Raw genomic sequence first — 14,683 nt, 5'->3', positions numbered from 1 at the left:
ATGAAGACACTCTTTGACAAGGTTTGGGACGCCCATGTGGTGCAACGGATTGAAAACGGACCCGAAATTCTGTACATCGACCAGCACTTGATCCACGAAGTTACGAGTCCGCAAGCCTTTAATGAATTAGCCGATCGCAACATCCCACTATTTAGACCCAAGCAGGTAGTAGCCACAGCAGATCACAATACGCCCACCCTCAATCAACACTTGCCGGTTCAAGACGCCCTCTCAAGAAATCAGTTGAAACAACTATCAGAAAATTGCGAAAAACACAATATAACGCTGTATCAACTAGGTCATAAATACAATGGCATCGTTCATGTGATGGCTCCGGAACTTGGTATCACACAACCCGGAATGACCCTCGTCTGTGGCGACAGCCATACCTCAACCCACGGAGCATTTGGCGCGATAGCCTTCGGAATTGGAACAAGTCAGGTAGCACAGGTATTTGCAAGTCAGTGTTTGTTGCTTCGGAAACCAAAATCCATGCGTATTACCGTCAATGGTACGCTGAAACCGGGCGTTCTTCCGAAAGATGTGATCTTGTACATAATTGCGCAACTAGGAACCGATGCGGGCACTGGGTATTTCTGTGAATATGCCGGAAGCGTGTTTGAACAGATGAGCATGGAAGGTAGAATGACCGTCTGTAACATGAGCATTGAAATGGGGGCGCGGGGCGGCATGATCGCTCCAGATGAAACTACGTTTGCGTATCTGAAAGGAAAAGAATTTGCTCCCAAAGGAGCTGAATTAGATCGTAAGATCGCCTATTGGAGGACCTTACCCAGCGAGGCGGATGCTGTTTTTGATACCGAATTTGAATTTGATGCTGAAGACATCGCCCCAATGATCACCTACGGAACCAATCCGGGTATGGGTATTAAACTTTCCGAAACCATACCGACAAAAACGGATGCTTCCTTTCAAAAGTCCTTAGCTTATATGAATTTGCAAGCCGGAGATCGCTTAATAGACCATCCCATCAATTATGTTTTCATCGGTAGTTGTACGAACTCCAGAATTGAAGATTTTCGCGTGGCCGCAACTTACGTGGCCGGAAAGCAAAAAGCATCCCATGTCACCGCCTGGTTGGTTCCCGGAAGTAAACAGGTGGAAGCGCAATTGGAAGCCGAAGGGCTGCGACAGGTTTTTGAAGACGCCGGATTTCAACTCCGACAACCGGGATGCTCTGCCTGTTTAGCGATGAATGACGATAAAATTCCGCAAGGCGAATATTGCGTTTCGACCTCCAATCGAAATTTTGAAGGCCGACAAGGACAAGGGGCACGTACCCTGCTGGCGAGTCCGTTAGTCGCTGCTGCCACCGCTATTGAAGGTAAAATTGTGGACATCACCCAACAACTCGAAACATGCAAAAACTAGTGCGCATTACCGACACTGCCGTGCCGTTGGCTATTGAGAATGTAGATACCGACCAGATCATTCCTGCACGGTTTTTAAAGGCAACCAATAAGGAAGGCTTCGGAAATAATCTCTTCCGCGATTGGCGGTATCAGAATGATGGCACACTTAACCGCGATTTTGTTTTGAATGACCCTACTTATCGAGGTAGCATCCTGGTGGCCGGAACTAATTTTGGCTGTGGATCGAGTCGGGAACACGCGGCTTGGGCATTGGCTGGTTATGGTTTTCGGGTCGTGATCTCAAGCTTTTTCGCGGATATTTTTAAAGGAAATGCCCTGAACAACGGATTACTTCCCGTACAGGTCTCACCAACATTCTTGTCGGCACTATTACCACAACTCCAAAAAGCGCCTGACACTAAAATCACCGTGGATGTGGAAACTCAAACGCTTTCCGTAGAAAACCAGGCCTTAGAAACTACTTTCGACATCGACCCCTATAAAAAAACATGTTTGCTTCACGGCTATGACGATATTGATTTTCTATTGAGTAAGAAAGAAGCCATCGAAGCTTTTGAACAACAAAGAACGTACGTATGAAAAAAATGATAGCAGTATTACCCGGTGACGGCATTGGGCCTGAAGTGACTCATGAAGCGATAAAAGCCTTACAAGCGATTGCCGTTGCTTTCGATCATCAGTTTTCTTTTCCGCAGGCATTAGTAGGCGCTACCGCCATCGACGCAACCGGCACTCCCCTACCTGAAGATACCCTAGCGCTATGCAAAGAAAGTGATGCCATTCTCTTCGGGGCCATTGGTCATCCCAAATACGATAACGATCCTTCGGCACCGGTTCGACCCGAACAAGGTTTGTTAGCGCTTCGGAAGGAATTAGGGTTGTTTGCTAACATTCGGCCTGTGAAGGCCTACGACACCCTACTTCATCATTCACCCCTTAAAGAAGACCGCATCAAAGGCACCGACATTAGCATCTATCGCGAATTGACGGGTGGTATTTATTTCGGTGAAAAACATCGAAACGAAGATGGCACCGAGGCCTCAGACCTCTGTGTTTATTCCAAGAATGAAATAGAACGCATTGCACATTTAGCTTTTCAAGCAGCGCGATCTCGAAAGAAAAAGGTAACCCTTGTCGACAAGGCAAATGTCCTGGAAAGCTCGCGTCTTTGGCGCAAAGTCGTTACCGCGCTGTCGCATGAATACCCGGATATCACCTTAGACTTTTTGTTTGTGGATAATGCAGCCATGCAACTTATTCTCAATCCAACACAGTTCGACGTCATCCTAACCGAAAACATGTTTGGAGATATTTTAAGCGATGAGGCCAGTGTGATTGGCGGGTCTATCGGACTCTTAGCGTCGGCTTCGGTGGGAGGGGACATCGGACTCTTTGAGCCCATCCACGGATCGTTTCCGCAAGCCACTGGGAAGGGCATCGCCAACCCGATCGCCTCGATCCTTTCCGCAGCCATGATGCTGGAGCATTTCAAACTCCATAAAGAAGCGCATCGCATTCAAAAGGCCGTGGAAAAAGCGTTGGAACTATCGGTTACCACCGCCGATATTAACCCTGAAAACACTCACATTAAAACGAATCAAGTAGGGGATTTTATTGAAGATTATATCCTAAATCCACACGACTCTAACGTGAATTTTCAAAACATTCACTTAGGGCAGTCAACCATTATCTAAGCGTTGGTTAATAGGTAATCGTTAAGTTGAGAATAGGTCGAAATTTTTTCGGCCTTTTTCTTTTTAGGTAAGATTCGTTGGATGTTTTCCGGAATAGCGATCGCTTCGGAAAGCGCTTCGGGCAACACATCTAAGAACTTTACCGGATGCGCCGTTTCTAAGAACACGCCAAACGCCTCCCTTTCTTGCAGGTATTTTTGAAGGGCAAGATACCCGATGGCGCCGTGTGGATCGGCCTGATAGGAATGTGCCCGATACAACGAAACAAGTGCGCTTCGGGTTTGTTCATCGGTAAAAGCAAATCCTGAAAGATCTTCTTTAAGCCGGTGATAATTATTTCCGTAGAGCGCCTGAATTCTAATAAAGTTGCTCGGGTCGCCCACATCCATCGCATTGGCAATCGTGGCTTTGGTTTGCTGGGGTTGGTACGCGCCAGAAAGCAAGTATTGTGGTACTACATCATTGACATTGGTGGCGGCGATAAAGTGTGAAATTGGCAGCCCTAATCGCTTCGCCATCATCCCAGCACAAATATTTCCGTAATTGCCGCTGGGCACTGAAAATACCACTTCGGCAGCTTCTTTGGGAAGCTGTTGAAAGGCGAAAAAGTAATAGAACATCTGTGGTAACCAACGGGCAACGTTAATGGAATTTGCCGAGGTAAGCGTTCGTGCCTTCGTGATAATGGGGTCTAGAAACGCTTGCTTTACCATCTCCTGGCAATCGTCGAAACTGCCCGCTACTTCCACCGCATGAATGTTCTTACCCAAGGTCGTCAATTGCTTCTCCTGGATGTCACTCACCTTTCCGGAAGGGTATAAAATTACTACCTCAACGCCCGGTACGTCATAAAATCCGTCGGCTACGGCGCCACCGGTATCGCCCGAGGTGGCCACTAACACCGTCACTTTTTCGTGTGAAGTGTCTTGATTAAAATATCCTAAACAGCGTGCCATAAAACGAGCACCCACGTCTTTAAAAGCTAAGGTTGGTCCGTGGTACAATTCTAACGCACTTATATTATTCTCTACGGATACCATCGGAAAATCAAATACCAAGGTTTCGGAGATGATCTTTTTTAATACGCTCTTCGGAAGGGTATCACCTACAAAACCACGAATGACTTCAAACGCAATTTCGTTACGATCGGCTGTGAGTAGCTGCTGAAAGAATTCCGCAGACAAGGTGGGTATCTCCTTCGGAAAATAGAGTCCGCGATCTGGAGCGATGCCTTGAATCACTGCTTCCCGGAAGGAAACCATTGGGGCTTTATGGTGTAGGCTGTAGTACTTCATGATTGCGTAAGGGTTCGAACGCCATGTTCGCTGATATTAGAAACATAGGTGCGAAAGGCGATGTCTGAAACCGAATAGAGGCGTGTCAATGCTTGCGCTACCAGAATGGCTGTATTTTTTCCTTCAGATAACGCAAATAAGGTGGGCCCTGAACCGGAAATCCCTAAACCGAGAGCTCCGTTCTCTAGCGCTGCCGCACGGGCTTCGTCAAATAATGGTATCAATCCTTTCCGGGCGGGTTCTGCCACGCCATCAAACATCGCTGCGCGTAGCAACTCAACATCTGAAGTATGCAAGGCATGCACAAATGCCCCCACATGCGCCCATTGTTTGGTGGCTGTTTCCAATGGAATTTGTCGAGGTAATACCGAGCGGGCATCAGCAGTTTTAATCTCTATTTGCGGATGAATGAGAGTCACGTATAGATTGGGAGGTGTAGGTAATGAAATTACATGCAAGGGATCCAGATTACGCACTAATACGAAGCCGCCAAACAGCGCAGCCGACACATTATCGGCAATGGGGGTTCCGCACGCCAGCGCTTCCCCCAGTCGAGAAAATTCCACCAGCGCTTCAGTTGAATAAGGCCCTCCCAACAATTGATTTACTCCATACGCCGTTCCGGCACTGCTTGCCGCACTACTTCCTAATCCGCTGCCGGGCTTGTACTTTTTAATCAATTGAATATCGAGTCCGAAGTCGGCATTTGCCGCTGTCAGCATGGCTTCCGCCACAACACCTGCTACATTTTTTTTAGGGTCTGTAGGAAGTTCGGCACCTTCAATATTGGAAATGGTGACATCTCTGTTCGACCGTTTCCGAAGCAACAATTCATCCCCTAATTCGGCTACAGCAAACCCCAGGGCATCAAATCCACAGGAAACGTTGGCGACGGTTGCCGGCGCAAAAACACGAATTTCATCCATAGTTAGTTATTGGCCAACCGAATTACATCTCCAAACAATCCGGAAGCCGTTACATCGGCACCGGCACCGGCGCCTTTTATAATCAACGGCTGTTCGGCATAGCGTTGGGTGTAAAATAACACAATATTATCTTTTCCGTCAAGGTGGTAGAACGGATGATCTGGAGCAATTTGTTGGAGTCCCACCCGCGCCTTGCCGTCTTGAAAGCTCGCAACATATTTCAATCGATTCCCCGCTTCAGCAGCTTGAGTATATAACTTTCTAAAATGAGCCTCCTCCTCATTCAAAATGTGGTAAAAATCGGCTACCGTATCTGCTCCCACAGAGGCATCCGGCAAAAACGACTGATTTTCGATGTCTTCCAGCTCTAAAATGTAGCCACTTTCACGCGCAAGGATTAAGATTTTTCGGGCTACATCTACCCCACTTAGATCGATTCGTGGGTCGGGTTCGGTATAGCCTTCCTGCTGGGCTTGTGCTACAATATTATGAAAGGTGTTGTTTCCATCGTAATTATTAAATACGAAATTTAGTGACCCAGACAATACGGCCTGTATGGCGGTGACACGATCTCCCGAATGAATTAGGTCTTTTAATGTGTTAATTACCGGAAGCCCCGCTCCTACGTTGGTTTCAAATAGAAATTGCGCATAGTATTTTCGCGCGGTTTGTTTCAGCTTTTTATAAGAGGTGTAAGCGGAAGAACAGGCAATCTTATTGCAAGCAATCACCGAAATACTTTCTCTAAGATAATCTTGATAGGTTTCAGCCACTGAAGCACTTGCCGTAATATCCATGACAATACTATTGCGCAGGTTTAGCTGTTTGATGGTTGCTAACCAGCGATCGGCATCTGCCTTTTCTCCGGCCGCTAAGAGCGACTCCCATTGGTTTAAATCGATACCCTCCTCCTCTAAAATCATGGTTCGGGAATTACTGAGACCCGCTACGCGAATCTTCAGATACAATTCTTCGTTCAACAAGGCTTGTTGTTGTTGAATTTGTGCCAACAAACGTTTTCCAACATTTCCGACCCCAATTATAAAGAGGTTCACGGTTCGAATTTGGCGTTCGAAGAATCGGTAATGTAACGTATTCAATGCTTTTTTAACATCCTTAGCAGCGATGACCGCCGAGATGTTCCGTTCTGAAGCGCCTTGCGCGATAGCGCGAATGTTCACGTTGTTCTTTCCGAGGGACGAAAACATGTTACCACTGATGCCCTGATGGCTTTTCATACGGTCTCCAATGAGAGCGATAATAGCCAGATTGTGCTCGATGGATACGGGATCGATACTATGGAGCGAGATTTCGTAGGCGAACACCTGATTGGTAATTTGTTCTGCCAGTGCTGCTTTTTCTTCTGGAATTGCCACACAAATAGAGTGTTCTGAAGAGGCCTGTGTGATCAAAATAACATTGATCTCTTTCGACGACAGCGCTTCGAACAATCGTTTCGAAAAGCCGGGAATCCCTACCATGCCTGATCCTTCCAAGGTAAGTAGCGCAATGTCGGGTAAGTGGCTAATACCCTTTACCGGCTGTTTATCGTCGCTCACTTTTTTCAGAATTTCGGTGCCGGGAGCTTCCGGATCGAAGGTGTTTTTGATATGTATAATGATGTCCTTATCGAGCACCGGCCGGATGGTAGGCGGGTATAATACTTTAGCGCCAAAATGCGATAATTCCATCGCTTCCTGATAGGAAATTTTGGGTAACGGATAGGCCTGTTTTACCCACTTGGGGTTCGCCGTGTACATTCCGCTTACATCGGTCCAAATTTCCAATGCCTCAACCTCCAAGGCACTGGCAACAATCGCGGCCGTATAGTCGGAACCCCCGCGTCCCAGGGTGGTTGCTTCTCCCTCCTGATTACGCGACACAAATCCGGGCATGATGGTGATCTGATTCGAATGAGTACTAAAATATTCCTCAATGTTTCCTTCGGAAACTGACGCTAAAAGATGGGCATTGGTGAATTGAGAATCGGTCACGATCAGGGTTCGACTGTCTGCTCTTGCCACGCTATCACATTCCTTTTCTACAGCGGCAGCCACGATGATGGACGATATTAGTTCGCCGAAACTAACTACTTTGTCTTGTGTCTTTTTTGAAAACTCATTGATCAAAAACACGCCTTGCAACAACTCTTTTAGTAGCTCAAGCTCCTTCTGAATGGCATCAAGCACTGAATTGGGTAAGGCAAGGGCTGTTGCCACTTCAAGATGCCGAGAAACGAGCGCTTCATAAGTCTGCTTGTAAGAAGTGTCCTTTCGAAAGGCCTGCTGTCCAGCTGTTAGCAATTCATCAGTCACACCCCCTAGTGCCGAAACAACCGCCACCAGGGGTTCGTCTTTTGCTTTTTCGCAGAGGATGGCAACCACTTGCTGAATACTCTCCGAGGTGGCTACAGAAGTGCCACCAAATTTTAAAACTCTCAAAATAGGTTAGTTAGTGTTGTTAAAACAAAATTAGACTAAAAACTGAAATAACTCGGGTTTGCTATTGAGATAATCCCCATAGAAACCATTTGCTTTCATCCGTGAAATAAGCGGTTGGAGCTTTGATGGGTGCGAAATTTCTATTCCCACCACGGCGGCTCCATTTTCTCGATTCGTCTTTTTGGTGTACTCGAAATGGGTAATGTCATCCTCCGAATCGAGAATTTGATCTAAAAATTGGCGCAACGCCCCGGCCCGCTGCGGAAACTTCACAATAAAATAATGCTTCAATTGTGCGTGTAATAGCGCTCGTTCTTTGATTTCGCCTGTACGCATAATATCATTGTTTCCGCCGCTAATCACACAAACCACATTTTTTCCGCGAATTCGTTCGGCATAAGGTTCCAGTGCGGCGATACTCATAGCGCCAGCAGGTTCTACAATAATAGCCTCTTTATGATACAGGTCGAGTAACGTCTGACAAACACTACCTTCCGCTACGGCCACGACATCGTGCAACCCCTCTTTACAGATCGAGAAGTTCAGATCACCTACACGATGAACCGCAGCGCCATCTACAAATTTATCGATTGACTTCAAGGGGGTGTTTTCTCCCTTTTCCAAAGAAGCTTTCATGGCCGCCGCACCCTGTGGTTCCACGCCGATGATCTTGGTTTCCGGCATAAGTTCTTGGAACACCGTACAAACACCAGCGGCGAGTCCGCCACCTCCAATCGGCACGAACAGGTAATCGATGGGTTCTCGTATTTGCTCGAGAATTTCTAAGGCTACCGTAGCCTGACCTTCAATAATTTTCGCATCATCAAAAGGCGGAATAAAAGTTTTACTATATTCTTCTGAAAGGGTAAGTGCGAGACGTTGCGCATCGTCAAAAGTATCTCCCTCTAACCTCAGATTCACAAAGGATTCACCAAACATTTGAACCTGCTCGATCTTCTGCTGAGGCGTGGTAGTTGGCATGACGATGGTACCATCAATAGCCAAAAGTTTGCAAGAAAGCGCCACCCCCTGGGCATGATTCCCGGCACTGGCGCAAACAATCCCACGCTTTTTTTCTTCGGAAGAAAGCGATTGTATTTTATGATACGCGCCTCGAATCTTATAGGATCTCACCGACTGAAGATCTTCTCGCTTAAACAAGATGCTCGCACTGTATACATCTGAGTAGCGCTTCTGAAAGGATAAGGGCGTTCGCAAGGAAACCCATTTCAGCGTCTTGGCAGCTTCTCGAACTGATGCAAGCGTTACCCCTTTTGAAACCGATGTCTCCATAGCGTATTTTTTAAACAGCTTGCAAGCTATGCTTTGCCTTTGAAGTATGTATCGACTTCATGGCGGTCATGGCAGCTCGAAGTTCCTTTCCTACAGTTTCTATAGGATGAGACGCAATGGCTTCGTTCACCGTGATTAATTCTTTATTAGCTACGGCCGTGTTTGGGAAATCATGACCAATATCTTCCGGCTGCACCTCCTTCATAAAATCGGCCAGCAAGGGTTGCGCGGCATGATCGAACAAATAACAACCATACTCTGCCGTGTCTGAAATAATACGATTCATTTCATACAACTTTTTACGCGCAATGGTATTGGCGATGAGTGGCAATTCGTGTAGCGATTCGTAATACGCGGAGGCCTCAATAATTCCGGAGGCCACCATGGTTTCAAAGGCCAATTCTACTCCCGATTTGATAAAAGCGATCATCAGGGTACCTTGATCAAAATAGGTTTGTTCTGCAATTGGGGTGCGGGTAATTTCCGTCTTTTCAAATGCCGTCTCGCCTGTGGCTGCACGCCATCGCAGCAAATCGGCATCGTCCTGTTGCCAGTCGGTCATCATTCCTTCTGAAAACGCTCCGCTCATAATGTCATCCATATGTTTCTCAAACAGAGGCTTCAATTGTTTTTTCAAGGCTTCCGATAACTCAAATGCGCGCACTTTCGCGGCATTTGACAAGCGATTCATCATATGTGTGATTCCGCCGTGCTTCAGCGCTTCCGTTTGTGTTTCCCACCCAAACTGAATTAATTTCGCCGCGTAATCGGGCGTGACTCCTTGTGCTACCATGGTGTCAAAACAAAGGATAGAAGCTGTTTGCAGCACCCCGCATAAAATCGTCTGTTCCCCCATCAAATCACTTTTTACCTCCGCGACAAAAGAGGAAGCCAACACTCCCGCACGATGCCCACCCGTAGCGTACGCATAGGCCTTGGCCTGATCCCAGCCTTTTTGCTGCGGATCATTTTCAGGGTGTACGGCAATAAGGGTAGGAACACCAAAGCCTCTTTTGTATTCCTCTCGTACTTCCGTGCCCGGACATTTAGGAGCGACCATGATGACGGTGAGGTCTTTTCGAATGCTCATTCCTTCCTCCACGACGTTAAACCCGTGTGAATACGATAAGGTAGCACCTTCTTTCATCAGCGGTACGATTGCCTTCACAACGGACGTATGTTGCTTGTCAGGTGTGAGATTACAGACAACATCTGCATCAGGAATAAGTTCATCGTAAGTACCCACTTGAAACCCATGTTCTGTGGCATTTTTGTACGAAGCACGCTGTTCTTCAATAGCTTCCGGACGTAATGCATAGGCAATTCGCAGGCCGGAATCTCGCATGTTCAGACCTTGGTTAAGCCCTTGGGCACCACAACCAATAATTACGATCTTCTTGTTTTCAAGCGCGGCAATTCCTTTGGAGAATTCGGAAGTTTCCATAAATCGGCACTGCCCTAAAGCGTCTATTTTTTCACGTAGGCAAAGGGTGTTGAAATAGTTCTTCATAATCATTTATTGTTCATTAAAAGCAGCTAATAATGAGGTTATTTGAATCGGTTCTTTGGTCACCGCAATTCTCCCGGAACGCACAAACTGCATAATTCCGAAGGGCTTCAATTGCTCGTACAGCCGTTCTACTTCTTCTTTTCGACCAGATTTCTCCAAGACAAAGAAGTTCCTATTGACGGTTACAATACGCGCATGACTCTCTTTGATGATGTTCTGAATTTGGCGTTCTTCAAAAAGCAGCTCACTAGCTACTTTGAACAAGCCGGATTCTTGATAAATGGTTTCGTCATCGGTAAAATAATGGGCCCGGATCACTTCGACCTGTCGTTCGATCTGCCCGATGATTTTTCGGATCTGCGCTTCGGAAACTTCCACAACGATGGTCCATCGAGAGACCCCTTCAATTTCAGAAATAGAACTGTTAATACTATCAATGTTAATATGACGACGTTGAAAAATAGCGGAGATCCGGTTGAGGAGTCCGACGTTATTTTCCGTGTAAATAGAAACCGTATAGCGTTGCGTGGTAGTTGTCATAGCGTGGTATTAAGAAAGGCGAATATCAGAAACGGAAGCCCCCGTGGGAATCATAGGAAACACATTGTCTTCTCTTTCTACGCAGACTTCCAGGAAATACGGACCTTCATGCTGCATCATGGTTTGTACCGCTTCTGAAAGCGTGGCCCGTTCTGTGACCCGTTGAGCGGGAATGTGGTAACCTTGAGCTATAGTGACGAAATTAGGGTTGGTCATCTCGGTAGCGGCGTATCGCTTGTCGAAAAAGAGTTGTTGCCATTGGCGAACCATGCCTAAGAATTCATTATTGAGCACTACTATTTTCACTGCGGTTTGCGTCTGAAAAATCGTTCCTAATTCCTGAATGGTCATTTGATACCCGCCATCTCCAATAATGGCGACCACCTCGCGTTGTGGTGCCGCCATTTTTGCCCCGATAGCTGCGGGTAAGGCAAAGCCCATGGTCCCAAGGCCTCCCGAAGTGATGTTACTTTTGGAGTGGATGAATTTGGCGTAGCGACAGGCAACCATTTGGTGTTGTCCTACATCGGAAACAATCGCAGCCTCTCCACCACTTACTTCGTTGATCTGTTGGATCACTTCCCCCATGGTGAGACCCTCTTTCGAGGGAAAAAGATCTGTTTGAATAATGGTATCGTGCTCTAATTGATAAAGCTCTCGGAATAATTGCAACCATTGCGAATGCGCTTTCGGGTTTAATAAGGGCAACAATGCTTCCAAGCTTGATTTGGCATCTCCTAACACCGGCACATCCGCGTACACATTTTTGTGAATTTCCGCCGGATCGATCTCAAAGTGGATCACTTTCGCTTGCTTCGCATACGTTTCCAAATTTCCTGTTACCCGGTCATCGAATCGCATTCCGATAGCGATCAACACATCACATTCATTGGTAAGTTTATTTGGCGCGTAGTTGCCATGCATGCCTACCATCCCGACATTCAACGGATGGTCAGTAGGAATCGCAGAAGCTCCCAAAATGGTCCAGGCGGCCGGAAGTCCCGCCTTCTCGATGACCTCTTGAAAGATAGCCTCGGCCTGTCCCAAGATCACGCCTTGTCCCCAGACCACCAGTGGCTTTTTAGCCGAATTGATCAGTGTTGCGGCGGCTTGGATTGCCTCAGTATCGCATTTTGGCACTGGATTGTAGCTGCGAATATGCTTGCACGCCTTATATTCAAAATCAAAGGTATCAAACTGAGCGTCCTTGGTGATATCGATAAGCACCGGCCCTGGTCTTCCGCTTCGCGCGATGTAAAATGCTTTGGCGAAGACTTCAGGAATTTCTTTAGCATCGGTTATTTGGTGGTTCCATTTGGTCACCGGAGTAGAAATTCCGATGATGTCGGTTTCCTGAAAGGCATCACTTCCTAATAAATGCGACCCAACCTGACCGGTGATACAAACCAGTGGTGTAGAATCTATATAGGCATCTGCCAGCCCTGTCACCAAATTAGTAGCACCGGGCCCGGAAGTAGCCATGGCCACGCCAACCTTTCCCGAGATACGGGCGTACCCCTGTGCGGCATGTGTGGCGCCTTGCTCATGCCTGGTGAGCACATGGTGCAGCTTGTCATGGTAGTGAAATAGCGCGTCGTATACTGGCATGATGGCCCCACCGGGGTATCCGTACAATGTGGTGACACCTTCTGCCAGTAAACATTTAATAACCGCCTCGCTACCACTTATAGCATGAGAAGTGGTTTGTGTTGCCGTTTCGGATAAGGTGGATGTTTCCATAGGTATTTGATCTAAAATTCATCAGTAACACAGCCAGTATCTGCCGGAGATACGGTCTTAGCATATTTGTAAAGCACGCCGCGCTCGCATTTAAGCGGCGGCTGTTTCCATTGTGCTTTTCTTTGTTGAAGGATTTCTTCGGAAAGCGCTACGCAGATCGTATTTTCTTCAGCGTCAATAGTGATAATGTCGCCATCTTCCACGTAGGCAATAGGCCCGCCAACTTGGGCTTCCGGCGTAATATGACCTACCACAAACCCGTGCGTTCCACCTGAAAAGCGACCGTCGGTAATGAGCGCCACCTCGTTTCCTAGTCCGCTGCCCATAATCGCCGCAGTAGGTTTCAGCATTTCGGGCATACCGGGTCCTCCTTTGGGACCTTCATATCGAATAACGACCACCTCTCCTGCTTGTACAAGTCCGTCTCGAATGCCGTCGTTCGCTTCATATTCGCTGTTAAACACACGCGCCGGACCCGAAAAATACAGTCCTTCTTTTCCGGTTATTTTGGCCACGCTTCCCGCCGGGGCCAAATTTCCGAAGAGCATCTGCAAATGCCCCGACGGCTTTATAGGTGATTCAATTGGGCGAATTATATCTTGTTGCTCTGAAAGTTTAGGCGCTTCCAACAGATTTTCGGCTACTGTTTTTCCGGTTACTGTTAAACAATCGCCGTGCAGGTATCCATTTTCTAGCAAATAACGAAGTACTGCCGGGACACCTCCGATGTCATGAACATCTTCCATGAGGTATTTTCCGCTAGGTTTCAGATCTGCTAAAAAGGGTGTAGTGTCGCTTATTTTTTGAAAGTCTTTCAGCGTAAAATCGATCTTAGCCGCTCTGGCGATGGCCAAAAAATGAAGCACCGCATTCGTAGAGCCACCGAGCACGGTGACCAAACGAATGGCATTTTCCAACGACTTTCGCGTGATGATATCGCTAGGCTTGATATCCTTTTCCAACAACAATCGCATGGCCTTTCCCGCGGTTACGCTTTCGCGTTGCTTGTCTTTGCTAAGTGCCGGATTGGAAGCATTGAATGGTAAAGATATTCCCAAGGCTTCAATCGCAGCGGCCATGGTGTTGGCGGTATACATCCCGCCGCAGGCACCCGCGCCCGGACATGCTTTTTCGACTACCGCCTGATAGTCGGTTTCCGACATGGTGCCAGCTACCTTACTTCCCCAGGCTTCGAAGGCAGACACCACATCCAGTTTTTTCCCTTGATACGAGCCTGAATCAATGGTGCCGCCATAGACTAAAATGCTCGGTCTATTAAGACGGATCATCGCCATGAGCGCACCGGGCATGTTCTTATCACATCCCACAACGGTTATGAGTCCGTCGTAGCTCATCGCCTGCACCACGGTTTCCATAGAATCTGCAATGAGATCTCTTGAAGGAAGTGAATACCGCATTCCCGGGGTTCCCATAGAAATACCGTCACTTACACCTATGGTGTTAAAAATGAGCCCGACAAGATCTTCAGAAAAGGTTCCTTCCTTGGCCAATTCAGCTAAGCCGTTGAGATGCATATTACAAGGATTTCCTTCGTAGCCAGTACTTGCAATACCTACAAAGGGTTTGTAAAAATCTTCCGTGGTAAGTCCAATGGCATGCAGCATGGCTTGGGCTGCCGGTTGGGTGGGGTCCTGTGTCACTGCTTTGCTATATCCGTTAAGAGCCATGTAGTGCGTGTTTCAAAATATATTCGAAACTACTGGAATGAACTTAGACGCGCCTATGCAAATTAGAAATGTGCCCAAGCTCAATACTTCAAAAAAATAGATAAACAACTGTATTAAAGCATTTTACATTTTATATTTTACGACAGTCATCGCTAAAAAAAG

The 14,683-nt window shown here is 47.1% G+C and carries 11 protein-coding genes; 3 read left to right on the top strand and 8 right to left on the bottom strand.

Annotated elements, in window-relative coordinates:
* From leuC to leuB, 3 genes are read left to right on the top strand one after another with little or no spacing between them, the layout of a single operon-like run.
* The gene (leuC, locus tag PO830_RS04565; RefSeq protein WP_272852349.1) at positions 1 to 1,392 is read left to right on the top strand and encodes a 3-isopropylmalate dehydratase large subunit; all 1,392 of its coding nucleotides are present in this window, start codon (positions 1 to 3) and stop codon (positions 1,390 to 1,392) included.
* Positions 1,380 to 1,973 (top strand): 3-isopropylmalate dehydratase small subunit, encoded by a 594-nt coding sequence (gene leuD, locus PO830_RS04560; RefSeq protein ID WP_272852348.1) that lies wholly within the window; start codon positions 1,380 to 1,382, stop codon positions 1,971 to 1,973. The genes leuC and leuD overlap by 13 nt, the downstream gene beginning before the upstream one ends.
* A complete protein-coding gene (gene leuB, locus PO830_RS04555) occupies positions 1,970 to 3,088 on the top strand; it encodes a 3-isopropylmalate dehydrogenase (RefSeq protein WP_272852347.1) in 1,119 nt (372 codons plus the stop codon). The genes leuD and leuB overlap by 4 nt, the downstream gene beginning before the upstream one ends.
* On the opposite strand, the gene thrC is transcribed toward leuB, so the two are convergent.
* Genes thrC through ilvD form a run of 8 tightly spaced genes read right to left on the bottom strand, consistent with a single transcriptional unit; the run spans position 3,085 to position 14,521 of the window.
* Entirely contained in the window at positions 3,085 to 4,383 is a 1,299-nt protein-coding gene (thrC, locus tag PO830_RS04550) for a threonine synthase (RefSeq protein WP_272852346.1), read from the bottom strand. The genes leuB and thrC overlap by 4 nt on opposite strands.
* Positions 4,380 to 5,309 (bottom strand): homoserine kinase, encoded by a 930-nt coding sequence (locus tag PO830_RS04545; protein ID WP_272852345.1) that lies wholly within the window; start codon positions 5,307 to 5,309, stop codon positions 4,380 to 4,382. The genes thrC and PO830_RS04545 overlap by 4 nt, the downstream gene beginning before the upstream one ends.
* 2 nt (positions 5,310 to 5,311) lie before the next feature.
* Positions 5,312 to 7,750: a bifunctional aspartate kinase/homoserine dehydrogenase I gene (gene thrA / locus PO830_RS04540; RefSeq protein WP_272852344.1), complete on the bottom strand. Its 2,439-nt coding sequence runs from the start codon at positions 7,748 to 7,750 to the stop codon at positions 5,312 to 5,314.
* Positions 7,751 to 7,780: 30 nt separating this feature from the next.
* Entirely contained in the window at positions 7,781 to 9,043 is a 1,263-nt protein-coding gene (gene ilvA / locus PO830_RS04535; RefSeq protein ID WP_272852343.1) for a threonine ammonia-lyase IlvA, read from the bottom strand.
* Between the two features lie 10 nt (positions 9,044 to 9,053).
* Positions 9,054 to 10,553 carry a ketol-acid reductoisomerase gene (gene ilvC, locus PO830_RS04530; protein ID WP_272852342.1) on the bottom strand — a complete coding sequence of 500 codons (1,500 nt, stop codon included), beginning with the start codon at positions 10,551 to 10,553 and terminating at the stop codon, positions 9,054 to 9,056.
* 6 nt (positions 10,554 to 10,559) lie between these two features.
* Positions 10,560 to 11,093: an acetolactate synthase small subunit gene (gene ilvN, locus PO830_RS04525; protein WP_272852341.1), complete on the bottom strand. Its 534-nt coding sequence runs from the start codon at positions 11,091 to 11,093 to the stop codon at positions 10,560 to 10,562.
* Between the two features lie 9 nt (positions 11,094 to 11,102).
* The gene (gene ilvB, locus PO830_RS04520; protein WP_272852340.1) at positions 11,103 to 12,833 is read right to left on the bottom strand and encodes a biosynthetic-type acetolactate synthase large subunit; all 1,731 of its coding nucleotides are present in this window, start codon (positions 12,831 to 12,833) and stop codon (positions 11,103 to 11,105) included.
* Positions 12,834 to 12,844: 11 nt separating this feature from the next.
* Complete coding sequence (gene ilvD, locus PO830_RS04515; RefSeq protein ID WP_272852339.1) at positions 12,845 to 14,521, bottom strand: dihydroxy-acid dehydratase; 1,677 nt, start codon at positions 14,519 to 14,521, stop codon at positions 12,845 to 12,847.
* Positions 14,522 to 14,683 lie beyond the last annotated feature (162 nt).

It is taken from the genome of Altibacter sp. HG106, from assembly GCF_028561755.1.
GTDB lineage: Bacteria > Bacteroidota > Bacteroidia > Flavobacteriales > Flavobacteriaceae > DFVG01.
This window is presented reverse-complemented; position numbering and strand designations above follow the sequence as displayed.